The following is a 23,416-nucleotide window of genomic DNA, read 5'->3' as shown; positions in this document are numbered from 1 at the left end:
CGTCTCTGCTCTTGCCGGTCCGCCTTGAACGTGCTTTGAAATGCGGCAACTGACGGACGGAGGCACCCATGGACCAGATCGCATTGACCCGCATTGCCGAGGCGCTGGAGCGGATGTCGCCCGCACCTTTGGAGGCACCCGATTTCAACGCCGCCAGCGCCTTTGTCTGGCATGTGGGGCCAGAACGGCTGGAAGCGGTGGAACAGGTGAGCCGGGTCGATCTGGAGCTGCTGGTCGGCATCAACCGCTCCCGCGATACGCTGCTGGAGAACACCCGCCGGTTTGCCCAAGGGGCCGCCGCCAACAACGCGCTGTTGTGGGGCGCGCGGGGGATGGGGAAATCAAGCCTGGTGAAGGCCGTGCATGGCGCCCTGACGGCGGATCATCCAGGGCTGAAACTGGTGGAGCTGCAGCGCGAGGATCTGCCCTCGGTAGCGCGTCTTTTGAATCACCTGCGCGGCTCGGAGAACCGGTTTATCCTGTTTTGCGACGACCTGTCGTTCAGCCATGACGACCAGCATTACAAAAGCCTCAAGGCGGTGCTGGACGGCGGTATCGAAGGGCGGCCCGAGAATGTGGTGTTCTACGCCACCTCGAACCGGCGCCACCTGATGCCGCGGGACATGATCGAAAACGAACGGTCCAGCGCCATTAACCCTTCTGAAGCGGTGGAGGAGAAAGTCTCTCTGTCCGACCGCTTCGGCCTGTGGCTGGGCTTCCACCCCTGTGATCAGGACGAGTATCTGGCGATGATCGAGGGCTATTGTGCGGCTTACGGTGTCACGGCGGACACAGACGTGTTGCGTGCCGAGGCCATTGAATGGCAGGCGACCCGCGGCGCGCGGTCGGGCCGGGTGGCCTGGCAGTTCTTTACTGATCTGGCCGGGCGGCACGGGGTGGCGCTGCGATAGCCCGCAACGACTTCGCAATGCCTGAAACCAGAAAAGCCCGGCGATTTTGCCGGGCTTTTGTTTGTTTGCAGATCCTTACCGCCGTCAGTTCAAGTAGCTCAGCGGGTCAATGCTCTCAAATCCGTCGCGCACTTCGAAATGCACATAGGCATCGTCGCCGCCACGCAGCGAGGCGATGCGCTGGCCGCGGACCACGCTTTCGCCCTTCTTCACGGTGATATTGCCAACGTTCTGATAGACGGTCAGCAGTTTCTGGCTGTGGCGGATCACCACAATCGGCACATTATTGGAATCCTTGGTGATCGCAGCAACAGTGCCGGCCTCAGCGGCATTCACCGGCGCACCGGCAGCGGCAGCGATGTCGATACCGTCATTCCGGCCCTTGGAGTAGGTTTTGACGATCTTGCCCTGCACCGGATAAGCCATGGCAGCACTGCTGGCGCGGGTGGGTTTGGGCAGCTCCGGCTTGGGCAGGGTTTCCGCCGCAGGTTTGACGGCGGCGGGCTCGACCTTTTCCTCCGGCAGCGGCTGGCTGGCGCTTGGCGGCACCGGCGTTTCAGAACCGGCCCCCGGTTCGGTGACTGCCACGGCAGCAGCGGCCGGGGCCGGGCGGGGTGCGGGCTCTTCTTTCAAGGGGATCAGCAGGAACTGGCCTTCGCGCACCGCAAAATCGCTGCCCAGGCCGTTCCATTCCGCCAGCGATTTCACCGGCACCTGGTAAAGCCTTGAGATGGTATAGGCGGTCTCGCCGCGTTTCACCTTGTGACGCACCGGCTCGGGGCCGGCCTGCACCTTGGGCGGCTGCGGCTTGGGCACCGGCTGGATTGCAGTAGGGGTGACGGAACCGGGGTTGGGCGAGGTCAGCGGCGCGGTGTCAATGGCCTGGCCCGCCAGCGTTGCAATATCGACGGACCCTGCAGTGGCGCTGCCAGGCAGGCTGTCCGGCGCGCGGCGCGGCAGCGCCAGCACTTCGCCCTGGCGCATCTTGTCGCTGGTTTCCATGCCGTTGAACCGGGCCACTTCCGCGGGCGGCAGGCCGATGCGGGCAGCGACGTCCGAAACCGTATCGCCGCGCTGCGCCACCGCCACCTGATAAGAGGGGTAGGAGATCAGGCCGCGGGCATCCGGCGAAGGCCGGTTCGCGGTTGCAGTCTGCGCTGCGCCTGCCGTGTTAAAGGCGCCCAACTGGCCGCGCAGGTCGTAATCCAGCGGGCCCTGGCAGGCGGCCAGCACCCCGGTCAGCATCCCGGCCAGCGGCAATGCGGCCAGCAGCCTTGCACGGGGCAGGCCGCGGAATGCGGTCCGGGTGGGGGTGGTCCGGGTCATTTTGCTCTCCTCAAAACACGCTTCCCCTTTTTCGCGGGGGTTCGCTCGCGTCAATCACTATAGCCCATGCCGTCCGGGGGGCGGCTGAAATCCGCCGGTAGTTTACGTGTCCTTGCCCAATCCCTCAAGCAGCGGCACAAAACGCACCGGGCGCAGTTCGTCATAGTCCAGCCCGTCTTCGGTTTTGCGCACCCGGATCAGGGTCTGGACGTGGTCGGATTGACCTACCGGCAGCACCATAATGCCGCCGGTCTTGAGCTGCGCCAGCAGGGGGCTTGGCGGATCCTCGGCGGCGGCGGTCACGATGATCCGGTCAAACGGCGCCTGTTCGCTCAGGCCGTGGCTGCCGTCGCCGACCAGCGAGGTCACATTGGCAAGCTGCAGCTGCTCGAACACGGCCCGCGCCTCGCGCACCAGCCTTGCGTGGCGGTCGATGGTATAGACCCGGCGCGCCAGCTTTGACAGAATCGCCGCCTGATAGCCGGAGCCGGTGCCGACCTCCAGCACCGTGTCGCGCGGGGAGATCTGCAGCGCCTGGGTCATCATGCCCACGATAGAAGGCTGCGAGATGGTCTGGCCGCAGGCAATCGGCAGCGGCACGTCCTCATAGGCGCGTTCCGAGAAGATGCCGCGCACAAACATGCCGCGGTCGACCGCTTCGATGGCTTCCAGCACCCGCTGCTCTGTTACCCCGCGCGAACGCACAGAGAACAGGAATTGCATCTTGGTTTCGGGATCGGGGCCGCTCATTCAATTGCTTTCAGCGCGTCCAATGCATCGCGCGCGGTCAGGTTGGCACGCATCGGAGTGACAGAGATATAACCGTCGAGGTTGACCGCGGCGTCCGAACCGGCGGCGGTCTCGACCTGCTGGTTGCCGCCGCGGATCCACAGATAGCGCCGTCCGGTGGGCGACAGCTGTTCTTCCGCGGAAAAATGGCTGCCGCGGCGAAACCCTTGGGTGGCCACGCGGGCACCCTTCACCTCTGCGGCCGGGACCGGCGGGAAGTTGATATTATAAAACAGCCGGTAATCCTGCCCGTCCTGCGGCTGGGCGGCCAGGATCTTATTGACCAGCCCGGCCCCATGCACGGCGGCGGCTTCAAACGGATTGTCCGTCTCGCGGTTGGCAGGGCCGTAATACTGCGACAGCGCCATTGCCGGGATGCCCTGCAGCGCGGCTTCCATGGCGCCGCCGAGTGTGCCGGAATAGAGCGCGTTTTCAGCCGAATTGTTGCCGCGGTTCACACCGGATAGCACCAGGTCGGGTTTTTCGCCTTGCATCACCACATGAATGCCCGCCAGCACGCAGTCGGCAGGCGAGCCTTCGGCGGCAAAGCGGCGCTCGCCCAGCTGACTGAGCATGGTGGGGCGGGTGTAGCTGATGCAATGGCCGACGCCGGATTGTTCAAACGCAGGGGCCACGGTCCAGACTTCGCCGTCCGGGCCTGCGACCTCATGGGCGATGGCGTCCAGGACCTTCAGCCCTTCGGCGCTGATGCCGTCGTCATTGGTGATCAGAATGCGCATGGGGTGTCTGCCTGCCGTGTTCAACCGGGTTTTCGATTGAATAGGACCTGTGCCGGAACGGGGCAAGGTTTTCGCGGAGTGAAGCGGGATCAGCCGCAAAGCGGGGCAGGGAGGCAACAGGCCGGCCGGCTGCGCTCCCGCCCCCTGGGCCTGCATCAAAGATGCCGTCCCGGGCGTTGGGCCGGGCGCCGCGCTGGCGCGCGGCGCGGGCTGACAGTCAGCGTCAGTCTGCCAGGATCTGCGGCAGCAGGCGCGCGGCCTCATCCTGGATCGGGCTCAGTGCATCGCGGTTCTCGCCTGGGTGGAAACGGGCGCGCAGGGCAGTGGCCATCGGCTGCGGCTCCAGGATCCGCACTTGCGGGCCGGTGCGGCCGGTTTCCGCCTGCCAGCTGCGGGCCAGCGCCATCTGCGCCGCCTTGGTGGCGCCGTAGGTGCCATAAAACTTCTCGCCCGCGCGTGCGTCGTCAAAGAACACTGCGCGGCCCGATTGGCCCAAGAGCGGCGCGACATAAGGGATCAGCACCGAGGTCGCAGTGGCGTTGATGGCCACGGCCTTGGTCCAGTCCTTGGCGGCCACAGAAGGCGCGGGGCAAAGCGCGGTTGCGTGGATCGCGGTGTGCAGCCACAAGTCCAGCTTGCCCCAGCGATCGTGGATGCCACGGCAGAGCGTTGCCATCGCCTCGGGCACGGTGATGTCCATCGGCGCCAGGGTGGCAGAGCCGCCTGCGGCCTTGATGCGGTCATCCAGCTCTTCCAGCGCGCCGGTGGTGCGGGCCACGGCAACAATGTGATGGGTGGGCGCAAGCGCTTCGGCCAGGGCGTTGCCAAGGCCGCGCGACGCGCCGGTGATGAGAGCGATTTTATCTGTCATGGCACGTCTTGTGGGCCGCGCGCACGGGCAGGTCAAGGGGCGGCGGCCCGGGCCAAGAATTTTGGAAAATTCTTGGCAAATTTCTTCGAAGAAATTTGTGCTGCGGAACCGGGGTGCTTCAGCCGCCAGGCATGGCAAGTCGCTTGCTTTCGCCCTTGGAATTCAGGATCAGCCCCTTGGCGTCTATTGCCACCACCTGGCCCGATGACAGGCGGCTGCCGCGCGACACCTTGCGGGTGCGGCCCGACGGCAGCCGGATCAGTGCAGTCATACTGTCCTCTGGACCGAACAGCCCCAGCAGGCTCAGGTTGCCGCGGTTCATTGCATTGGTTTGAGTCGCAAGCCCTGCCACTTTGGCAGAGGTGCCGGCCTCAGTCTTTGTGTTCGACATACCGTCCGTTCCTCATTAATCCGGACGTATCTGGGCTGAGGCAGGCTGCGTATCAAGCCGCATCCGGCCCGGCGGCATCCGCATCGGCGGGAAGCCGCGGACGGCTGCAACGGGACCGCGAGACCCGGTGCCGCAGTGCCCGCTCAGGCGTCATACACCAGCGACGGCAGGTCGTGCCCATAGGCATAGAGCAGCTCCAGCAGCTCCTCCAGGTCGGCACCGTCCTTTTGCAGCGGATAGAGCGGATGGTTCTGTTCGGTGACCCTCAGCTCAGGATACTCACCGCCGGGGCGCATCTCCAGCATGCAGCCCGCAGGCACCGGCATGTCGGGCGGGATCGCATTGGCCAGCCAGGCCGGGCGGTCGCCCAGCTTTTCCGTCTCGCGCATCTCAAACAGGTCGAGATAGGCGTCGAAATCATCGCGGCTGAGGCTGGCCCAGGTGCCCAGGATGAACTCTTCGCCGCGGCTGTTTGCCAATGGCACTGCCAGCACTGCGCGGATAAAACGCAATTCGCCGAGGCGGCAGAAATCATCCGTCAGGATGTCGCCGCGGGTGGCCAGCACAGCAGAGTTGTCCTCCACTTCCATGTCCTCGGAACAGATGTCGGGCCGGTCGCAGCTGAGGCTCAGCAATTGCGCAAAGGTAGCGCCGCAGCAGCGGCACTGGCGCGGAGAGGTCAGCATGCGGGCAAGATGCGCGTCCAAAAGGCGGCCTTTCATCTGGAAGCATAGGAAAAGGCGCGGGCCGTCACGGCCAGCGCCTCCCCATGCACTGTTGGCGGCCCTCATACGCGGATGCGGCCGGAAGTTCAAACCCCCATGGACCGCCGAGGGGACGCCAGCCTTAGCCGGTGGCCAGTTTCGAGGCATTCCAGGAGGCGCCGGGGGCCGGCATGTCCTGGATCTTGGCGCTGACCCGGCTGCTGCCTTCCAGCGCGTCCAGGTATTCAGCCGTCACCCCGGTGACATAATTGCCGTCAAAGCAGGAGCAGTCAAAGCCCTGGATGTCCGGGTTGCCTTCCTGCGCCGCCCAGATCAGGTCTTCGAGCCTCTGATAAAACAGCGCGTCCGCTCCCAGCTCTTCGCGGATTTCGTCGATGCTGAGGCCGTTTGCGATCAGCTCATGCTTGGTCGGCATGTCGATGCCATAGACGTTCGGGTATTTTACCGGCGGTGAGGCAGAGGCGATATAGACTTTCTTGGCGCCCGCATCGCGGCACATTTGCACAATCTTTTTAATCGTGTTGCCGCGCACAATGGAATCGTCGATCAGCAGCACGTTGCGGCCCTTGAACTCCAGCGGGATGGCATTCAGCTTGCGGCGCACCGACTTCTGCCGTTCCGCTTGGCCCGGCATGATAAAGGTCCGGCCCACATAGCGGTTCTTCACCAGCCCTTCGCGGTAGCGGATGCCGGTGGAGTTGGCGACTTCCAGTGCCACGGGGCGCGCCGAATCAGGTACCGGGATGATGCTGTCGATTTCCAGTCCCGCGTCCTGAATCTGCTTGGCCAGCGCCTGGCCCATGCGCAGCTGGGTCTTGTAGACGGAAACACCGTCCATCATCGAATCAGGCCGCGCCAGATAGACATATTCAAAGATGCAGGGTGTCAGCTTGCCCTCGACCGCCTGGAAGCTGTGCATGTTGCCGTCGAGATCAACAAGAATGGCCTCGCCCGGCTTTACGTCGCGGATCTTTTCAAAGCCGTTGATGCCGAACGCCACGTCTTCAGAGGCAAAGCAGAAATCCTCGCCGCCGCTTTGTGCCGGGCGTCTGCCGACGGACAGCGGGCGGATGCCATTGGGGTCGCGGAACGCCAGCATGCCGACGCCGGCGATCATGCACAGCACCGAATAGGCGCCCTGGATCCGCTCCATGGTCATCTTCACACCGGCAAAGATGTTGCGGACCGGCTCGGCATTGCCGTTGACCTTGATCGCGTCAGCCACCTTGTCGGCCAGCACGTTCAGCATGATTTCGGAATCTGAGGTGGTGCGCAGATGGCGGCTGTATTTGCCGGTCACCTTCTCGCGCTGCTCGGCAGTATTGGTGATATTGCCGTTGTGAACCAGATAGATGCCATAAGGCGCGTTCACAAAGAACGGCTGCGCTTCGGCCGCACTCAGCGAGCCCGCGGTGGGATAGCGGACATGGCCGATGCCGGTCTTGCCGGTCAGGGTGTCGGCATCCTGCGGGCCGAACACATCCTTGACCAGGCCGTTCTCCTTGCGCTCGCGAAAGAACTCGCCGGTGTAGGTGACGATGCCGGAGGCGTCCTGGCCGCGGTGCTGCAGCATCAGCAGCCCGTCATATATCTCCGCAAAGACATCCGTGTCCCGGCTTGCGATCCCCAAAATCCCGCACATTGGCTGGCTCCAATCCCACTTAGGCTTTGCTGTTCGGTTGCTGAAGGAAGCGGCTCGGATGGCAGTCTAGCGCATTTTGCGTCGCTTGCGCCAATCCGGCTGACCAAGCGGCGCCAAGCGGCCATACCGGCAAACCGGCCGGAGCCAAGGCGCCGAATGCGTCTCCAAAGCCCGGCGCCATGCGCGTCAGGTCAGATCCACAAGGGCAGGCGGGCAGCGTCTGCAGCAGCGGCAAGGCGGTGTGGCTCCGAATCCGTTTCCTGTTCCGGCCCTCACATAGTGCCTTTCGCCGCGGCTGTCATCAAAGGATCACAAATCCGATGCCGCACCGCGGCAACGGGGCGGGGAGGGATGTACCCGGCGGCGGCATCAATGCAGCGTCAGCAATGAAACAGCCCCGACCAGCACAAGGCTCAGCGCCCAGACCAGATCCAGGTTGAACCAGCCCTTGGACAGGAATTTAAGCCCCAGCCAGTGATAAACGCCAAGCGCCAGCGCGCCGCCGGCTGCGGTCATGGCAAGGGTATGGACCAGCGCCACGGTGATGGCGATACCGGCATTGCGTCCCATCAGTGTAAAGGCGGCGGCGTGGCCTGCGCCCTCATCCGGGCCGCAAAGGCCCAGATAGACCGGCACCAGCATTAGCCCCGCACCATGCGCCATCGCTGCCAGAAACGACCACAGCGCTAGCCGCGACGGCGGCACCCGCGCCAAAAAGCGGGGGTGGCGGCGGTTGATCAGCAGATACCCCCCCAGCGCAATTACCAGACAGGCCGCACCGATACGGATTTCAACATGCCATTCCGTCAGCCACAGCAGCGCCGAAAACGGCAGCAGGATCGCAGTCATCGCCAGCAGATGGCCAAAGGCCAGGGCCATCAGTGCTTTGAACAGGCTGGATTTGCGGCGCTCCATCAGCGCCGAGGAGACCGCCAGCGGCCATCCCATCCCAGGGTTCACCCCGTGATAAAGCCCCGAGGCAACGACGGCCCACCACAGGGCCGCCGCCGTTGAAATTTCCGCCACCCGTCAGACGGAGGGATAGCAGAAACTGTCGGTAGAGCAGTCGCCCCCCTCCAGCCGGATCTGATGACTGCGGTAGCCTTTGGGGAAGTCGATATAGAAATCCTTGTCCAGCTCCAGCCCGCCGCCGTCGCCCACGTTGGCCATTACCATCTGGCCGCCTTCGTCATCAGGATAGAACTGGTCGTCCCAGGTGGAATAAAGCGAGTTGGTCCAATAGACCCGCTTGCCGTCGCGGCTGATCTCAACCATCTGCGGGCCATAGACAAAATCCTTGCCGTTCGGATGCTTGGCGCCGCGGGCAATACCGCCCAGTTCAACCTTGCCGGCCAGCTTGGGGTTCATCGGGTCAGATACATCATACTGATGCATTTCCCCCAACCCCCAGCAGGCCACATACAGGTATTTGTCGTCCAGGCTCAGGTCGATATCGGTGACCAGCGGCGGCACTGCTTCAAACCCCTGCAGCAGCGGTGGCAGGTTTTCGGGCTTTTCGGGACGCGGGTCGATGGTGATGGTCTTCTTGGCCTCAAACGTGCCGTCATCCTTTTGCCACCAAGTAAAGATCGCGCCCTGCAGGTTAGTGGTATCCACCACCACACCGCAAAAGCCGTAATCTTTGGACGGATCATGCGCAGGCCGGATTTCCAGCGCCATCTGGTGATTTTCACCCAGATCAATGGTCTGCACGTTCTTGCGCTCGCGCAGGTTCCAGAAATGGATCGAATGGCCGTATTTGTTGCTCAGCAGATTCTCGGCCACGATGCCGTTTTCAAACTGCGGCGGCAGGCCCCATTCCGAACTCACCATGTAGTCGCGCGGCAGGTTCCACCAGAAATCATAATGCTTGTCCTGCGCGCCGCGGTCCATTTCATAACGGCCCAGAATGTCGAAGGTCTCGCAATCCATGATGAAAATGCCCGGCGGCCCGTCGGTGCCGTCTTTGCCGCCGCCGCCCAGGGTCGAGACATAGATGCCTTCAGGTCCGCAATGAATGGTGTGCGGGCGGGAATAGCCGGTTTTGGCAAACAGCTCTTCGGGTTCGATGATCTTGTGGATCTTCGCCTCTCGCGGTTCCTTCACGTCGATCACATAGATACGGCTGGAGCGGATGCCGGGAATGATCAGATAGCGCCGCTCCAGAAACGCGTGGCCGGTCAGCGGCGACAGCGCCGACGAACAGGCGTTCCAGCCGAAATGATGAAATTCGTCGCCCTTGTTGGGCATGATCAGCTGATGCACGATGTCGCCGTAGCTGTCCGATTTGGGATCCACATCGACAACCGCCAACCCGTCAGGCTGCGAACCATCGGGGCTGAGCATAAGGGTAAAAGCCAGCGTCTCGGCCGGGGCTTCCATGGCTAGCCTGGGGGTGGCATGGAATGTGGGGTCAGGCCGCAAATTCATCGTCAAATCCTCCCTGAAAACGGGCGCCATTTGTTCTGTCGTGCGTCTCGGCGCCTGCGCTAATGCTGGCACACATCCAAATTCCGGGCAATTTTTTTCGAAATGACGCTGCTGCGCGAAACATTTTCCCGGTTTTGTGCGGTATGCGGCCGATGGCCGACTAATTGCGGGATGCGGTCAGGATGCTGTTCTTCCAGCCCGGTGGCCGCATCCTGCAAAGAAAAGGCCCGCACAAAGGCGGGCCCGAGGGGGGAGGGAATGTCTTGGGGGGCTTGGCCCCGGTGATCAGGCTGCCAGAATACGGTCCAGCAGGTTGTCCAGCGGCGACGGCAGGCGGGCGTCCTCGCTGTCCATGCCGGTCTCGGCAAGAGCGCGGCCTTCGTTGCTGGCCAGCACCTGGCGGGTCTCGGAAAGCGACAGCTGGTGAAAGGCGGACTCTTCGGCAACATCGCCTGCGGGCAGCAGCATGCCGCTTTCGGCCCAGACCAGCTCTTCTTCTGCAAACTCGAAATGGATGCGGCCCAGACGCTCGGGCGCAACTGCGGTGATGCCTTTGTAGCCGGTCAGCGCAATCAGCTTGGTGACCACCACCGGCAGGCCGAACAGGCGCTCGGCAGTGTCCATTTCCAGCGCCACTTGCTGGTCCGAGGGCAGCATAAGGTCGGTGTCGTTGCCCAGGGCGCCGGCCGGGACATGCATGCATGTGGTCAGGCGCGGCACTGCGTGGCGGACCGCTTTCACTTCCTGAGCACCGCCGTCAAAGGTGAACACCATGTCGCCTGGCTTCACGTCGCGGGCCTGCTTAAAGCCTTCTTCGGTCTCCACCAGCGTTGCGGGCAGAAAGCCGCCGCTGCGGATACGGTTGCGCCTCTTGGCAGGGGCCGCAGACAGCGTGTCCGGCAGGGGATTGGTCAGCAGCAGAACATCAACCGGCTGATAGTCGGCAAAATCTGTGGTGTGGTCCAGCTGCATTGTGTCGTCCCTTCTGAGCGTCTTAGCCCGGCGTTTTGCCGTTGAAGCCATCAGGCCCCGGAATTGGGACCAAATTGGGGCGGGGGTGCGTCCCATTTCGGGATGGCGCGATTTTTCCAGGACAAAAGCCGCCTTTTCAGGGGGATTGTTAACTGTTTGACGGGGCAGGCTGAGGATTTGTTAAGATTTACCGCAAGTTTGATGACCCGGGTTTTGCTCGCTCTGCACGTGATTCCTTTTGGTTAACAGGACGTTAACCATCATTTGTCTCGTTAACCATCCAGCCCGGCTGCTTGTGGATAACTGTGTGAACGCTTTGAAATCAAAGCAAAACGGGCGCCCAAGGGGCGCCCGCATGTCTGTCTTAAGGTGGTAATCCTTAGGTATTACTGACCGCAGGACCCGATCAGCGCTTCATACTGCTCGGTGACCCAGCCCAATGCCTGCTCCGGGTTGCGGTCCTCAATCTTGCCGATCAAACGCTCAAACACGTCGGCCGAGCGGCTTTCGTCAACAATTGTGAAGCTCTGCCCGGTCATCACAACATTGTAGAGGAAGAAGGCAATCGCCACCAAAAGAATGCCGCGCAACACCCCAAAGAAGAAACCCGCGCCCTGGTCCAGCCCGCCAAGCGCCGAGCGCTGCACCAGGGTGGAAAACAGCGGCGTAAAGAAGGAGACCACGATCAGCGCCAATGCAAACACCGCGGCAAAGGCCGCAATGATCGACAATTCGCAGCTGTCGGCAATGAATTCGCCGATCACCGGAATTTCCGCCATCAGCGGTTCCACCTGTGGCGCAAAGATAAAGGCGAGCACGCCTGCGGCGATCCAGCCTGCGATGGCCATCGCTTCGCGCACGAAGCCACGTGAATAGGCCAGCAGCGCCGATACGACGATGACCAGGGCCACGACCCCGTCGATGATTGTGAAACCTTCCATGTCCCTCGCCCGTTTGCCTGCGATAAATTTTTTGCGACCTTAGCCGGCCCCGAAGAATTCGCCAACAAAACCGGCCAGATCGCTGGACTTTCGCAAGTTCAGACCGTTCACGGACACAGTTTTACTGCCGCCAGGGGCAATCGCCGCCGTGAAACCAAGTTTTTGCGCCTCTTTCAACCGGTTTTCGGTCTGCGGAGCCGGACGCAGGGCTCCGGATAGCGAAATTTCTCCGAAAACCACCGTATCGGCGGGCAAAGCCACGTCTTCCCGTGCGCTCAGCAGCGCTGCGGCAACCGCAAGGTCCGCCGCAGGTTCCGAGATCTTCATGCCGCCCGCCACGTTCAGATAGACATCCAATCCTGCAAACGGGATGCCGCAGCGCGCTTCGAGGACGGCCAATATCATCGCCAGCCGCGATGAATCCCAACCGACAACAGCGCGGCGCGGCTGGGAATGGGGCGAGGGCGCGATCAGCGCCTGCATCTCGACCAGAACGGGCCGGGTGCCCTCAATGCCGGCAAACACAACTGAGCCGGGCGACGGCTCGCCGCGTTCGGACAGAAACAGGGCCGAAGGGTTGATGACCTCAGCCAGCCCGCCGCCGGTCATCTCAAACACGCCGATCTCGTCCGCCGGGCCAAAGCGGTTCTTGACCGCCCGCAGGATGCGGAACTGATGGCCGCGCTCACCCTCGAAATAGAGCACGGTGTCGACCATATGCTCAACCACGCGGGGGCCGGCGATCTGGCCGTCTTTGGTGACATGGCCGACCATGATGATCGACACCCCGTTGCGCTTGGCAAAGGTGGTCAGCTCGTGCGCAGCAGCCCGCACCTGGCTGACCGACCCCGGCGCACTGTCCACATGGTCGGACCACATGGTCTGGATGGAGTCAATGATAGCCAGTTGCGGCTTCTCCGCTTCCAGCGTCGTCAGAATATCACGCAGGTTGGTCTCGGCAGCCAGCTGCACGGGCGCATCCGTCAACCCCAGCCGCTGCGCCCGCATCCGCACCTGCGCGCTGGCTTCCTCGCCGCTGACATAGATGGTCTTGACACCGGCCTTGGCAAACCGCGCCGCCGCTTGCAGTAAAAGCGTGGATTTGCCGATCCCCGGATCCCCCCCCACCAGAATGGCCGAGGCCGCCACCAGGCCGCCGCCCAGCACCCGGTCCAGTTCCCCCACGCCGCAGCAGGCGCGCGGCGGCGGGGTTTCGCGTGTGGCCAGATCACTCAGCGGGATGGTGCGCCCGCGTTTGACGCCCAGTGACTTTTTCGAGGGGCCGGAGCTCAGCCCCTTGTCCTCGGAAATCGTGTTCCATTCGCCGCAGCCTTCGCAGCGGCCCGACCATTTGGAGAAGCTCGCGCCGCAGGCCGAGCAGGAGAAAGATGTTTTTGCCATGCCGGATCAGTGGCAGATGTTTCTGTTTTGTTCAAGGGCCGCGAACCTTGACGCCCGGTTCCTGCGGGCTGTCACGGCAAAAGCGAGGCTCTGCCTCGCGCTCCGGGATATTTGAGGCCAGAAGAAGCGGGCTTCTTTCTGGTTGAAAATACCCCGGGCGCTGCCCCCAAGGGCCGGGGGCAGCGCCCCTTTGACGCGTCTTCCGCAAGGAGGGAGCGCAGCGCGTCAGTCCGCGCGGCGGGGCGGCTGGATCGGCACGACGCTGCCGGGATGCGGATCAGACCCGTCCGGCGGGCTTTGCAGTTGCGCCGACAGTTCCGGCAGCAATTCGAACAGCTCGCCGCGCAGCCGCCCCAAATGCGATTTGGCGATGCTTTCCTCGATCTCCACATCGCGGGACCACTGGCGCAGCTCATGCATGACGATCTGGGCATCCTCCAGCCGCGCCTTGAAGGTCTCCAGCTCCTCCTGGCGCTGCTGCAGAAACAGCCGGGCGCGGGATACTTTGGCGTCGGAATAGGTCTCTGCCAGCTCGTGGCTGACCTGGCTCATCTGCGACGCCACTTCCAACACCTGCGGTTCCAGCCCGGCCAGATCGGGGTGCGACCGCAGAAAGGCAAGCCGCTCCTTCACCGCGTCGAATTCTGATGCCAGGGTAAAGATCCCGGCACGGTCGGCGGCATGGGCCAGCTGATAGGCCTGCAGCACGTCCTCCATCTGCAGCGAGAACCGCCGGTGCGAGGTTTCCAGCGCCAGGATACGCCCGTTGGCAGGCAGGAAAAAAGCCAGCATCACCGCCAGCGCCGTCAGGGTGATCTGCGCCGCCATTCCGGCCTGCGGGTAGATATCAGCGCCAACCCCGGCCTGCAGGCTGAGCCAGGGCCAGACGCCCGAGGCCGACAGCCCGGTGGCCGCCAGCGCCGCCAGCGCGCCAAAGCAGATCAGCAGGAACGTCAGCCGCATGAATGCGGTCTGGGCAGTGAACAGGATCGATTGAACGCCGGACATAGGTCCCCCTCCAGCAGCAATGCAACAGATGCGGGGCCGGCGGGCTGCGGGGGACGCCCGTCAACCGGGCGCAGCATGCCGGACCCCTGCGATACAGGTGTTCGGCCCTACGAAATGGAGCGGTTCAGCGCCGGATCAAGCTTTCAGTCCGGTGTTTTGCCAATCTTTGCAGTGCGTTCAGTCAGCATCCCCAACCCCAGCGAGGCCAGGATGCATGCCGTGAACAGGTACAACCCCCAGGCGGTCTCAATGGTCGCAAGGCCGATCCCCTTGGCCAGCGTGATGTAAAGCGCGATGAGGAAAACATCAGCCATTGCCAGTTTGCCCAGCACATGCAGGACCGGCTGCACCTTGCTGTCCAGCAGATCCCACTGCACCAGCGCCAGCCCGATGGTTTTGAGGTAGGGCGCAAAGATCGCAAAAAATGTCACGATCAGCGCCAGCACCGCATCACTGCCCCACAAGGACTGCAGCCCCGTAAGCACCGAGATTTCGCTGAGGCCGAAGATCGGCAGCAGCCCCGCCCGCATCAGCGGCGCGAACCAGGCGACGGGGTAAAGGATCAGCAGCGACAGGGTGAGGAGGCGGAGGGTCATGGCGGCTCGTTTCTGCTATCCCATTTGGAATTGTGTGTGCGGGGCCGGATTTAAAAGCGGGCAAGTGGCCTGAAAACCGTAGCGGCAGCATATATGGAGGCTAAGGATGCCTCTCGCCGGAGTGTTTGTGAAATAAAAAGGGGAGGCCCTGCCGGTTGGGAAGCGACTGGCCTTTTTGCAGATGCTAGAAAACATCAAAAAAGAGCAAAGCGAGCATACCGAAAATTGTGTTGCAGAAAATGATGGAAGCGCTGTGCCAGGGCAACGTCCACTTTGTCAGTGCGTAAAATGAGAGTGCCAAGTTAAGCGGAATGCCGACGGTGACTGCCTGCGTCGTTGAGATTACGGCCTTGGCAAGCGGGGCAGGGCCCAATTCCAGAAGCCAATAAGCCAGACTGTAGATAAGGTCGAGGCCGAGCGGTAGACAACCGAAGAATATCGCCAGAAGGCCTGTTCTTTGCAATTTTGTATGACGGCGCAACCGTTTGCCAAAGGTCACCGTCAGACATGTGCTTGCGACGAAGCAAGCAGGAAAGATAATAAACCAAAATGCGATCCCGAAGTCCATTACCTCACCGCCTCGATCGGCCCCTCCGCGCGGCCGTGGATGAATTGCTCCATATAGGGATCGCCCGACGCATCCATCTCGCTCACCGGACCGGTCCATTGGATCACCCCGCCGTGCAGCATCGCCACATTGTCGGCAATGGCGCGAACCGAGGTCATGTCGTGGGTGATGGTCATCGCGGTTGCGCCCATCTCCACCACGATTTCGCGGATCAGGTCGTTGATCACGCCGGACATGATCGGGTCCAGGCCGGTGGTCGGCTCGTCGAAAAAGATAATCTCCGGCTCCGCCGCAATAGCGCGGGCGAGGCCTACACGTTTCTGCATGCCGCCTGACAGTTCAGCAGGCAGGCGGTCGGCGACGTCTGATTTCAAACCGACCCGGCGCAGCTTCTCGATGGCGATCTCGCGGGCCTCATCCGCCGGGCGCTTCAACGCGCCGCGCAGCAGGCGAAAGGCTACATTCTGCCAGACCGGCAGCGAGTCAAACAGCGCACCGCCCTGAAACAGCATCCCGAACCGCGCCAGAAACTTGTCGCGGTCGCCCTGGCCTGCAGGCCTGCCATCGACATAGATTTCACCGCTGTCCGGGGTGATCAGCCCCAGCACGCTTTTCAGCGCCACAGATTTGCCAGTGCCGGACCCGCCGATGATCACCATCGAGCTGCCCTTGGCGATCTCCAGGTTCATGCCGTTCAGCACAGCATTGTCGCCAAAGGATTTGCGGACGTTTTCCATGCGGATCATAGCGAGAAGAACACCCCTGTCAGGACAAAATTGGCGGCCAGGATCAGCACCGCAGCGGACTCCACGGACCCTTTGGTGGCGCGGCCCACACCCTGCGCGCCGCGGCCCGATTGCATGCCGTAATAGCAGCCCATCATCGCCGCGATGGTGCCAAAGGCGGCGCCCTTGACCAGTGACGAGATAATGTCCAGCGGCTCCAGGAAATCTACGGTGTTCTTCAGGTAGGCCGCGGAATTGAAGCCGAGGTTCTGCACCGCCACAGCATAGCCGCCCATGATCCCGATGATGTCGCCGACGCCGACCAGCACCGGCACTGTGATCAGCGCCGCCAGCACCCGCGGCGCCACCAGGTATTTCATCGGATGGGTCGACAGTGTCACCAGCGCGTCGATCTGCTCGGTCACCTTCATGGTGGCGATCTCCGCCGCAATCGACGAGGTCACCCGCGCCGCGATCATCAGCCCGACCAGGACCGGGCCCAGCTCGCGCACCATGCCGATGGCAACGATCTGCGGCACCACCGCCTCGGCGTTAAAGCGCGCGCCGCCGGCATAGATCTGCAGCGCCAGCGCGCCGCCGGTGAAGACCGCGGTCAGGCCCACAACCGGCAGCGACAGCCAGCCGATGTTCAACAGCGCATTCAGCAGCTCGCGCGGGTAATAGGGCGGGCGGACCATATGGCTGAAGGCCCGCAGCGCAAATAGTGCTGCGCGGCCAACAGCGGCCAGCCCGGCCAGTGCTGCGCGGCCCAGCCGGGCCAGAAAAGCGGTTGGGTTCATCCCTGATATGTCCGTGCATAGCGGTGACCGGTAGAGGTCAGGATCTCATAGCCGATGGTGCCGGCCGCATCGGCCAGCCGATCCACGGTCTGCTGCTCATTGAGGATCGACAGCGCCTCAGGCACCTCAGCCAGGTCGGTCACGTCCACAGTGATCAGATCCATCGAGATCCGGCCCACCACGGGGCAGGGGGTGCGGCCTGCAAAGACCTGGATGCCGCCATTGCCCATCGCCCGGTGCAAACCGTCTGCATAGCCCGCGGCGACGGTGGCGATGCGGCTGGGACGCTGGGCGGTCCAGCTGTTGCCGTAACCGGCAGTCTCACCCGGTTCCAGATCGCGCAGCTGAATAACCGGCAGGTCCAGCTGCACCACCGGCAGCGCGTCCGTGAACGGCAGCCCGCCATAAAGCCCGATACCGGGGCGGCAAAGGTCGAAATGGTATTCCGCCCCCAGCAGCATGCCGCCGGTCGCGGCCAGCGAGCGGGGGATCTCCAGCCCGTCGGTCATATCGCGGAAGGTCTGCAGCTGCTGCGCGTTCATCGCGTGGCCGGGCTCATCGGCGCAGGCCAGATGCGACATCAGCAGCACCGGATTCTGGCCCAGGGCGATCTCGGCCACTGCGGCCCATTCGCTGTGCTCCATTCCCAGCCGGTTCATGCCGCTGTCCAGCTGCACCCCGAACGGATGCCCCGGCAGCGCCTCGAAATGGCGCAGCATCTGGTCCAGCGAGTTCAGCATCGGCGTCAGCTGAAAATCCTTCAGCAGCTTGGTGTCGCCCGCCATATGGCCGGAAAACACCGAAATGCCGGGGCCGGGGCCAAGTGCGCGCCGCAGCGCGCCGCCTTCTTCGGCTGCCGCCACAAAGAAATTGCGCGCGCCCGCCTTGGCCAGTGCCTTGCCGACGCGGCCCGCATCCAGGCCATAGCCGTTCGCCTTGACCACGGCTGCGGTTTCGCAGGTGGTCAGCGCATCCAGATTCCGCCAGTTGGTGACCAGCGCATCCAGGTTGATTGTCAATCTTGCCGTGCTCATGCGGTGTTCATGACATGGGGAGACCGCAGGTCAAGTGGGAAAAACCGGAATGGCGGCAGAGCTCCGCCGCCGCAGAACAAATTAGCCCGGTCCCGGGGGGGCAGGACCGGGCCGGTGCCAAGGGGGTGACGGTCAAGTGATCGGCGTGTCCTTGGCATAGGCAAACCGGACTCCGGCCCAAACCGGCCGGGATCAGTAGTCTTCCTGCCCCTGCTGCCAGGCTTTGGCCAGGTTGCCAAAGCGGGTGAATTGCGCCTCAAATGTCAGGGTCACGGTGCCGATGGGACCGTGGCGCTGTTTGCCGACAATGACATCCGCCTTGCCGTGCAGGCTCTCCATCGCCTGCTTCCACTCTTCCATCCTGTCCAGCTCGTGATCGCCGGGCTTTTCTCGTTCTTTGTAATATTCCTCGCGGAACACAAACATCACCACGTCGGCGTCCTGTTCGATCGAGCCGGATTCCCGCAGGTCCGACAGCTGCGGCCGTTTGTCTTCGCGGTTTTCCACCTGGCGCGACAGCTGCGACAGCGCGATCACCGGGATGTTCAATTCCTTGGCAATCGCCTTCATCCCCATCGAGATTTCGGCAATCTCGTTCACCCGGTTTTCGGCCATGCCGCGGCACAGCTGCAGATAGTCGATCACCAGAAGATCCAGCCCATGCGTCCGCTTCAGACGCCGCGCCCGTGCGGCAAGCTGCGAAATCGGGATCGCCGGCGTATCGTCAATAAACAGCGGGCAGCTTTCCAGATCCTTGGCCGCCTGCACAAAGCGGCGGAATTCGCCTTCGGTCATGTCACCCTGGCGGATCTTGTGCGATGAAATCTCAGACGCTTCCGCCAGAATACGCCCGGCCAGCTGCTCGGCGCTCATCTCAAGGCTGAAAAAGCCGACCACGCCGCCGTCCAGCGCGCCCTCCGAACCGTCGGGTTTTATCCCGCGTTTATAGGCCTTGGCGACGTTGAAGGCGATGTTGGTCGCCAGCGACGTCTTCCCCATAGAGGGGCGGCCCGCGAGGATCAGAAGGTCCGAGGGATGCAGGCCGCCAAGTTGTTTGTCGAGGTCCGTCAGGCCCGTCGAGATGCCGGCCATGCCGCCACCCCGCTGATACGCCTCGTTGGTCACATTAACCGCTTCTGTGACGGCTTTCAGGAACGACTTGAAACCGCTTTCGGTCTGGCCCTGTTCGGCCAGCTGATACAGCGATTGTTCTGCTTCAACGATCTGCTCTTTAGGTTCTGATGCCACGTCAACGCGGCGCGCCTTTTCTGCAATGCTGTGGCCCAGGGCAATCAGCTCGCGCCGGATCGCCAGGTCGTAGATCATCTGTGCGTAATCCCGCACCGCAAAGGCCGAGATCGACGCGCCGGCAAGCTTGGCCAGATAGGCCGGGCCGCCCAGCTCCTTCAGCCCTTCGTGGTCTTCCAGAAACGCCTTCAGCGTCACTGGCGAGGCCAGCGCGTTCTTGGAAATCCGCGCCGCGGCCACTTCATAGATCCGGGCATGCACCGGATCATAGAAATGCGACGAGTCGATGATCAGCGCGATCTTGTCATAGACCTCGTTGTTGGTCAGGATCGCACCCAAGAGCTGCTGTTCCGCCTCCACCGAATGCGGCAGTTCATTGTCTGGCATCGCAGATTGCGGTGCGGCAGGCTCCGGCATCGGGGCCGGAGGCGGCATATCGCCGTCGAAAGGGGTAATTTCGTTCATCACTGCTCTCGTCACTAAGCCCGCCTTATAGGGCGCCAAGGGCGTTTCTCCTATCTGGGAATCTCTGTGGATCCCTTGTGGATATCCGCACGGGGCCTGTGGGCTGTTTACCGGAAAGGCCAGCATGCCTGCCCAATGCAGACTATATGATGTGGCGCGATCTGGGAAGAATTCTATATCTGCATTTCAATTGGCGCAGAATATGATTCGAGGCGGCTTTGTCCACAGGCCGCCCCGTAACGCTTTCCCTGGCGTTAAGCGGATTTATGCGCGTCCTGCCAGGCGCGCGGATCCTTCAGGAAGGTTTCCACCTCATCCAGCGTCTCGGTGCTGAACGCGCCTTGCGCGCGGGCTTCGGCCAGCACATCCCACCAGGTGCACAGATAGTGCAGTTCCACCCCGTGATCGCCCAGCGTCTTGGTGGTTTCCGGGAAGATGTCGTAATAGAAAATCACTGCGGTGTGGCCGCAGCTGGCTCCGGTCTCGCGGATCGCATCGACAAACGACAGTTTCGATCCGCCATCGGTGGTCAGGTCCTCGACCAGCAGCACCCGTTCGCCTTCGCTCATCGCGCCCTCGATGCGGGCGTTCTTGCCATAGCCCTTGGGCTTCTTGCGCACATAGGTCATCGGCAGCGCCATGCGTTCGGCGACCAGGGCAGCAAAGGGAATGCCCGCAGTCTCACCGCCGGCGATATTGTCAAACGCCTCAAACCCGGCATTGCGCATCACGGTCACGGTCATGAAATCCATCAGCGTCGAGCGGATCCGCGGAAAGGAGATCAGCTTGCGGCAGTCGATATAGCTGGGCGAGGGCAGGCCGGACGCCAGCGTATAAGGTGTCTCGGTGTTAAAGTTCACCGCGCCGATTTCCAGCAGCATCCGGGCCGACAGGCGGGCGATTTCTTCTTGAGACGGATAGGACGAGGGGATCATGGCGGCAGGCATCCTTTGCGGCAGCGGTTTGGCTGTCCATAAACCGGAACGCCGCCGGTTTGAACCCCCGGTGAAAGGCAGCAGGCCAACGCTGCCCTCTGTTGTTCAGATCAGACCAAGTTCCATTCCTCGGGGGCTGGGTAGTCTTCGCAGGCCCAGAGTTTTTCAACAATGGGGGTAGGGGTGTCGATGCCGGCGGGCTGCTTGGCTGAAACGAGCACAGGCTCCCATTCGGGCAATTCAAAATTGAAATCCGTTTCGTCCAGATCCGCCAGCTGCACATCTTTCAGCGTGATGGTGTTGCCGTGTGCGTCCTCGATCACGACGTTTTCGCCGTCCTCGCGAATGTGGTTGTCCAGCAGATCGGCCATATCCGTGATGCTGGACACCGTGCTCAGGTCAATCTTTTCACCGCTGCTGGAGGCATCAAAGTCGGTGATGGTGTCGTTGCCAAATGCGTCGCTGAACACAAAAGTGTCGTCGCCTGATCCGCCGGTCGAAAGATCATCGCCATTGCCGCCGTCCAGCGTATCCTGGCCTTTGCCGCCTTTCAGGCTGTCGTCCCCCCTGCCGCCCTTCAAGCTGTCGTCGCCTCTGCCGCCGTTCAGCCTGTCTTCGCCCTTGTGGCCGGACAACGTGTCATCGCCTGCATTCCCGGCCAGCTTGTCCTGGCCGGACCCGCCCTTCACAACGTCGTCGCCCGCTCCGCCTTTGACGGTATCGTTTCCGGCGCCTCCCTTCAGCGTGTCATCCCAGACGGTTCCTGTGAGCTTGTCGTGTTCCGTAATCTCCACGGTGCCCAAGTCCCAAACCAGGGTCTGGTTCGGCTCCAGCGAGGTGGTGACAGGCGAACTCTGGGTGATCGACGCTTCAAACGCTTCATAGCCGCTGTAGCTGTCAATTTCGGGGAGGGGATCGCCGCTCAGCGCGTAGATGGCCTGGTAAGAACCCATGCTGTGAATTGTCAGAACAACGGTTGTGCCGCCGCTCCAAGCGATCTCTGACAGCGTGTACTCTACGTCCAGAGTAAAGACCTGCGTACCGTCAGGGTTCACGCCTTGGGTCCGCGTCAGGCCGGAAACATGATCGCCGGGTTCAATGGACACGCTGTTTTCGCGGATTCGGGTCGGCGAGAACGAAAAAACGGCCTCATCCGGAACGTTGAGCTGAAGCTTCAAACCAGCCTGCACGCTCGGACCGCCGGCGGGATCATAAGCAGAATATGTACTGATACCAAAGCCTGTTAGCGTGTATGTCGTCATGCATGCTCACCTTAAAGAGAATTTGGCTAAATTTAGGTTGAACATACATCCATAAGCTCTCCTTTCAAGTGCGAAGCGCCAGCAATCGGAAACACTGCACAAAAGGCCCGTGCAGAAACACGGGCCTTTTCGCGGTTTTTGGGTCTTATCATGCAGACCGGCACCTGCGGTTCGGGGTCAGAACAGGAAGTCGTTGCCGGACAGGTCTGCCACCGCGATGTCTTCCAGGGTAATTGTATTGCCCCGGTTGTCGCTGATCACCGCATCGCCGTCATCATTTTCGGACAGATGGTTGTTCTTAAGGTCGCGGAAATGCTTGATGGTCTCGACGCCGGAGAGGTCGATCTTTTCCTTGCGCCCCGCCGTCGAGAAGTCGGATACCGTATCGTCACCAAAAGTGCCTTTGAATATGAACCGGTCAGCACCGCCTTCGCCGGACAGCAGATCGTTGCCGCCGTCACCATTGATCCTGTCCTTGCCGCCGCCGCCATAAATCGTGTCATTTCCGCCCTTGCCGGACAGGGTGTCATTGCCGCCCAGCCCCATAATGCGGTTGCCGGTGCTGCTGCCGGTAATCTTGTCGCCACTGTCAGTGCCGCGCGCGTTTTCGATGCTTTTCAGCGTGTCACGGTCGCCAAAGCCGTCAATGGCAAAGCCTTTGGACAGGTTGACAGTTGCGCCGTCCTCGCCGCCATAGCGTTCGTCGCGGTCATAGCGGACCTCATCGCGGCCTTTGCCGCCTTTGATCGTGTCGTTGCCTTCGACTCCGCGGAAGATGTTGCTTTTTCCATTGCCGGTAAAGTGGTCGTCATGGGCCGAACCGCGCAGTGCTTCGATGCTTTTCAAGGTGTCGGTTCTGCCCCAGCCGTCGGTTGCCTTGCCGGTGCCAAGATGCGCAGTCACGCCAGTGGGGTCCCCGGTAAAAGAGACCTGGTCAAAACTGCCAGCGCCGCCGTTATAGGTATCGCGCCCGTCGGAGCTGGAGAAGTAATCGTCTCCCATGCCGCCGTTAAAGATGTTGCGGCCGGGAGTGCCCCAGAATTCATCGTCCTGGCTTGTGGTTGCGCCGTCGATTGACGACCAGGCGATGTTCTGCCCGGGTCCAAAGGCGCCGACAGGGTCCGACAGGCCCGAGATCGAGTCATTGAAAGCAGTCCAATCGGACAGAGTGCCGATATCCGGTATCTGCGGCCCGTCGATAACAAAGTAAAACTCGGTGTCGCTGTTTCCACCGGTTTCAAAGGCGAGGATCAGCACCGTGCTGGTGCCGCCGGACCAGGTCACACGGGTGATCTGGGTTTCTTCCAATACCACCGGAAAATTCGGTGCGTCCAGGTTCGTTCCGTCCGCGATGATCTGCTGGATATCGTCGGCTACATTGATGATTGCGACGCCGTCCTCATCATGGCCGGTGATTGAATAGGAAAATGTCGAAGATGTGGAGGAAACGATGATTGATGCGTCGATCTCTTTGGCAGCTACAGCATCGCCGCTTTCGTAATCAACCCGAAGCCCGCTGAACGTAAATGTTGTCATACCCTTGCCCTTCACCGGAAAACAGCCAGCTGCAGCCGCTGGCGTAAATTAATAGCCAGGAAACTGAATGAGGACGCTGATTCCCGGCAAGGGCAAGGTT

The 23,416-nt window shown here is 62.0% G+C and carries 23 protein-coding genes; 1 reads left to right on the top strand and 22 read right to left on the bottom strand.

From position 1 onward, the window contains the following. Positions 1 to 68 precede the first annotated feature (68 nt). Positions 69 to 911 carry an ATP-binding protein gene (locus K3557_RS11280; protein WP_259993915.1) on the top strand — a complete coding sequence of 281 codons (843 nt, stop codon included), beginning with the start codon at positions 69 to 71 and terminating at the stop codon, positions 909 to 911. Between the two features lie 84 nt (positions 912 to 995). Here the strand turns inward: K3557_RS11280 and K3557_RS11275 are convergent, their stop codons facing one another. The 22 genes from K3557_RS11275 to K3557_RS11170 all read right to left on the bottom strand — a co-directional run bounded on the left by K3557_RS11275 (position 996) and on the right by K3557_RS11170 (position 23,316). Beyond that, complete coding sequence (locus K3557_RS11275) at positions 996 to 2,237, bottom strand: peptidoglycan DD-metalloendopeptidase family protein (protein ID WP_259993914.1); 1,242 nt, start codon at positions 2,235 to 2,237, stop codon at positions 996 to 998. 102 nt (positions 2,238 to 2,339) lie between these two features. Further along, positions 2,340 to 2,987 (bottom strand): protein-L-isoaspartate(D-aspartate) O-methyltransferase, encoded by a 648-nt coding sequence (locus K3557_RS11270; RefSeq protein WP_259993913.1) that lies wholly within the window; start codon positions 2,985 to 2,987, stop codon positions 2,340 to 2,342. Next, entirely contained in the window at positions 2,984 to 3,766 is a 783-nt protein-coding gene (gene surE, locus K3557_RS11265) for a 5'/3'-nucleotidase SurE (RefSeq protein ID WP_259993911.1), read from the bottom strand. The genes K3557_RS11270 and surE overlap by 4 nt, the downstream gene beginning before the upstream one ends. A gap of 223 nt (positions 3,767 to 3,989) precedes the next feature. Continuing rightward, on the bottom strand, positions 3,990 to 4,637 hold the full coding sequence (locus K3557_RS11260) for an SDR family oxidoreductase (RefSeq protein WP_259985475.1): 648 nt from the start codon (positions 4,635 to 4,637) through the stop codon (positions 3,990 to 3,992). 118 nt (positions 4,638 to 4,755) lie between these two features. Continuing rightward, the gene (locus tag K3557_RS11255; protein WP_259993909.1) at positions 4,756 to 5,028 is read right to left on the bottom strand and encodes a hypothetical protein; all 273 of its coding nucleotides are present in this window, start codon (positions 5,026 to 5,028) and stop codon (positions 4,756 to 4,758) included. A gap of 143 nt (positions 5,029 to 5,171) precedes the next feature. Further along, complete coding sequence (locus tag K3557_RS11250; protein ID WP_129372927.1) at positions 5,172 to 5,714, bottom strand: DUF2199 domain-containing protein; 543 nt, start codon at positions 5,712 to 5,714, stop codon at positions 5,172 to 5,174. A 160-nt stretch (positions 5,715 to 5,874) separates the two neighbouring features. Continuing rightward, entirely contained in the window at positions 5,875 to 7,395 is a 1,521-nt protein-coding gene (purF, locus tag K3557_RS11245) for an amidophosphoribosyltransferase (protein WP_259993907.1), read from the bottom strand. A 369-nt stretch (positions 7,396 to 7,764) separates the two neighbouring features. Further along, entirely contained in the window at positions 7,765 to 8,421 is a 657-nt protein-coding gene (locus K3557_RS11240) for a hypothetical protein (protein ID WP_259993906.1), read from the bottom strand. A 3-nt stretch (positions 8,422 to 8,424) separates the two neighbouring features. Continuing rightward, entirely contained in the window at positions 8,425 to 9,825 is a 1,401-nt protein-coding gene (locus K3557_RS11235; protein WP_259993905.1) for a selenium-binding family protein, read from the bottom strand. Between the two features lie 285 nt (positions 9,826 to 10,110). Further along, positions 10,111 to 10,797 (bottom strand): Hint domain-containing protein, encoded by a 687-nt coding sequence (locus K3557_RS11230; RefSeq protein ID WP_259993904.1) that lies wholly within the window; start codon positions 10,795 to 10,797, stop codon positions 10,111 to 10,113. A gap of 386 nt (positions 10,798 to 11,183) precedes the next feature. Beyond that, the gene (locus tag K3557_RS11225) at positions 11,184 to 11,738 is read right to left on the bottom strand and encodes a CvpA family protein (RefSeq protein WP_259985456.1); all 555 of its coding nucleotides are present in this window, start codon (positions 11,736 to 11,738) and stop codon (positions 11,184 to 11,186) included. A 39-nt stretch (positions 11,739 to 11,777) separates the two neighbouring features. Next, on the bottom strand, positions 11,778 to 13,139 hold the full coding sequence (gene radA / locus K3557_RS11220; protein WP_129371349.1) for a DNA repair protein RadA: 1,362 nt from the start codon (positions 13,137 to 13,139) through the stop codon (positions 11,778 to 11,780). Between the two features lie 225 nt (positions 13,140 to 13,364). Continuing rightward, positions 13,365 to 14,147 carry a DNA repair protein gene (locus tag K3557_RS11215; protein WP_259993902.1) on the bottom strand — a complete coding sequence of 261 codons (783 nt, stop codon included), beginning with the start codon at positions 14,145 to 14,147 and terminating at the stop codon, positions 13,365 to 13,367. Positions 14,148 to 14,290: 143 nt separating this feature from the next. Beyond that, the gene (locus K3557_RS11210) at positions 14,291 to 14,743 is read right to left on the bottom strand and encodes a paraquat-inducible protein A (RefSeq protein WP_259985444.1); all 453 of its coding nucleotides are present in this window, start codon (positions 14,741 to 14,743) and stop codon (positions 14,291 to 14,293) included. A gap of 184 nt (positions 14,744 to 14,927) precedes the next feature. Beyond that, entirely contained in the window at positions 14,928 to 15,311 is a 384-nt protein-coding gene (locus tag K3557_RS11205) for a hypothetical protein (protein WP_259993900.1), read from the bottom strand. Continuing rightward, a complete protein-coding gene (locus K3557_RS11200; RefSeq protein ID WP_259993899.1) occupies positions 15,311 to 16,057 on the bottom strand; it encodes an ABC transporter ATP-binding protein in 747 nt (248 codons plus the stop codon). Before K3557_RS11200 ends, K3557_RS11205 begins: the two co-directional genes overlap by 1 nt. Beyond that, positions 16,054 to 16,836: an ABC transporter permease gene (locus tag K3557_RS11195; protein WP_259993898.1), complete on the bottom strand. Its 783-nt coding sequence runs from the start codon at positions 16,834 to 16,836 to the stop codon at positions 16,054 to 16,056. Before K3557_RS11195 ends, K3557_RS11200 begins: the two co-directional genes overlap by 4 nt. Beyond that, entirely contained in the window at positions 16,833 to 17,870 is a 1,038-nt protein-coding gene (gene alr, locus K3557_RS11190; RefSeq protein ID WP_259993896.1) for an alanine racemase, read from the bottom strand. The genes K3557_RS11195 and alr overlap by 4 nt, the downstream gene beginning before the upstream one ends. Positions 17,871 to 18,062: 192 nt before the next feature. Next, entirely contained in the window at positions 18,063 to 19,583 is a 1,521-nt protein-coding gene (locus K3557_RS11185; RefSeq protein ID WP_259985419.1) for a replicative DNA helicase, read from the bottom strand. 254 nt (positions 19,584 to 19,837) lie between these two features. Next, complete coding sequence (locus K3557_RS11180; protein ID WP_129371342.1) at positions 19,838 to 20,518, bottom strand: orotate phosphoribosyltransferase; 681 nt, start codon at positions 20,516 to 20,518, stop codon at positions 19,838 to 19,840. 110 nt (positions 20,519 to 20,628) lie between these two features. Continuing rightward, positions 20,629 to 21,780, bottom strand: a complete 1,152-nt coding sequence (locus tag K3557_RS11175; RefSeq protein ID WP_259993895.1) for a calcium-binding protein — start codon at positions 21,778 to 21,780, stop codon at positions 20,629 to 20,631. A gap of 177 nt (positions 21,781 to 21,957) precedes the next feature. Continuing rightward, positions 21,958 to 23,316 carry a calcium-binding protein gene (locus K3557_RS11170; protein ID WP_259993894.1) on the bottom strand — a complete coding sequence of 453 codons (1,359 nt, stop codon included), beginning with the start codon at positions 23,314 to 23,316 and terminating at the stop codon, positions 21,958 to 21,960. Between the last annotated feature and the right edge of the window lie 100 nt (positions 23,317 to 23,416).

This window comes from Leisingera sp. M523 (assembly GCF_025141335.1).
In the GTDB taxonomy this organism is placed as follows: Bacteria; Pseudomonadota; Alphaproteobacteria; order Rhodobacterales; family Rhodobacteraceae; genus Leisingera.
Note: the sequence above shows the minus strand (reverse complement) of the source record. Positions and strands in the feature narration are given on the sequence as shown.

Coding starts and splice junctions, on each gene's coding strand:
- K3557_RS11180 (WP_129371342.1), bottom strand. CDS start 20,518: ATGATCCCCTCGTCCTATCCGTCTCAAGAAGAAATCGCCCGCCTGTCG.
- K3557_RS11170 (WP_259993894.1), bottom strand. CDS start 23,316: ATGACAACATTTACGTTCAGCGGGCTTCGGGTTGATTACGAAAGCGGC.
- K3557_RS11235 (WP_259993905.1), bottom strand. CDS start 9,825: ATGAATTTGCGGCCTGACCCCACATTCCATGCCACCCCCAGGCTAGCC.
- K3557_RS11255 (WP_259993909.1), bottom strand. CDS start 5,028: ATGTCGAACACAAAGACTGAGGCCGGCACCTCTGCCAAAGTGGCAGGG.
- K3557_RS11200 (WP_259993899.1), bottom strand. CDS start 16,057: ATGATCCGCATGGAAAACGTCCGCAAATCCTTTGGCGACAATGCTGTG.
- alr (WP_259993896.1), bottom strand. CDS start 17,870: ATGAGCACGGCAAGATTGACAATCAACCTGGATGCGCTGGTCACCAAC.
- K3557_RS11175 (WP_259993895.1), bottom strand. CDS start 21,780: ATGACGACATACACGCTAACAGGCTTTGGTATCAGTACATATTCTGCT.
- surE (WP_259993911.1), bottom strand. CDS start 3,766: ATGCGCATTCTGATCACCAATGACGACGGCATCAGCGCCGAAGGGCTG.
- K3557_RS11230 (WP_259993904.1), bottom strand. CDS start 10,797: ATGCAGCTGGACCACACCACAGATTTTGCCGACTATCAGCCGGTTGAT.
- K3557_RS11270 (WP_259993913.1), bottom strand. CDS start 2,987: ATGAGCGGCCCCGATCCCGAAACCAAGATGCAATTCCTGTTCTCTGTG.
- K3557_RS11250 (WP_129372927.1), bottom strand. CDS start 5,714: ATGCTGACCTCTCCGCGCCAGTGCCGCTGCTGCGGCGCTACCTTTGCG.
- K3557_RS11185 (WP_259985419.1), bottom strand. CDS start 19,583: ATGAACGAAATTACCCCTTTCGACGGCGATATGCCGCCTCCGGCCCCG.
- K3557_RS11205 (WP_259993900.1), bottom strand. CDS start 15,311: ATGGACTTCGGGATCGCATTTTGGTTTATTATCTTTCCTGCTTGCTTC.
- K3557_RS11260 (WP_259985475.1), bottom strand. CDS start 4,637: ATGACAGATAAAATCGCTCTCATCACCGGCGCGTCGCGCGGCCTTGGC.
- K3557_RS11280 (WP_259993915.1), top strand. CDS start 69: ATGGACCAGATCGCATTGACCCGCATTGCCGAGGCGCTGGAGCGGATG.
- K3557_RS11215 (WP_259993902.1), bottom strand. CDS start 14,147: ATGTCCGGCGTTCAATCGATCCTGTTCACTGCCCAGACCGCATTCATG.
- radA (WP_129371349.1), bottom strand. CDS start 13,139: ATGGCAAAAACATCTTTCTCCTGCTCGGCCTGCGGCGCGAGCTTCTCC.
- K3557_RS11225 (WP_259985456.1), bottom strand. CDS start 11,738: ATGGAAGGTTTCACAATCATCGACGGGGTCGTGGCCCTGGTCATCGTC.
- K3557_RS11210 (WP_259985444.1), bottom strand. CDS start 14,743: ATGACCCTCCGCCTCCTCACCCTGTCGCTGCTGATCCTTTACCCCGTC.
- K3557_RS11275 (WP_259993914.1), bottom strand. CDS start 2,237: ATGACCCGGACCACCCCCACCCGGACCGCATTCCGCGGCCTGCCCCGT.
- K3557_RS11195 (WP_259993898.1), bottom strand. CDS start 16,836: ATGAACCCAACCGCTTTTCTGGCCCGGCTGGGCCGCGCAGCACTGGCC.
- purF (WP_259993907.1), bottom strand. CDS start 7,395: ATGTGCGGGATTTTGGGGATCGCAAGCCGGGACACGGATGTCTTTGCG.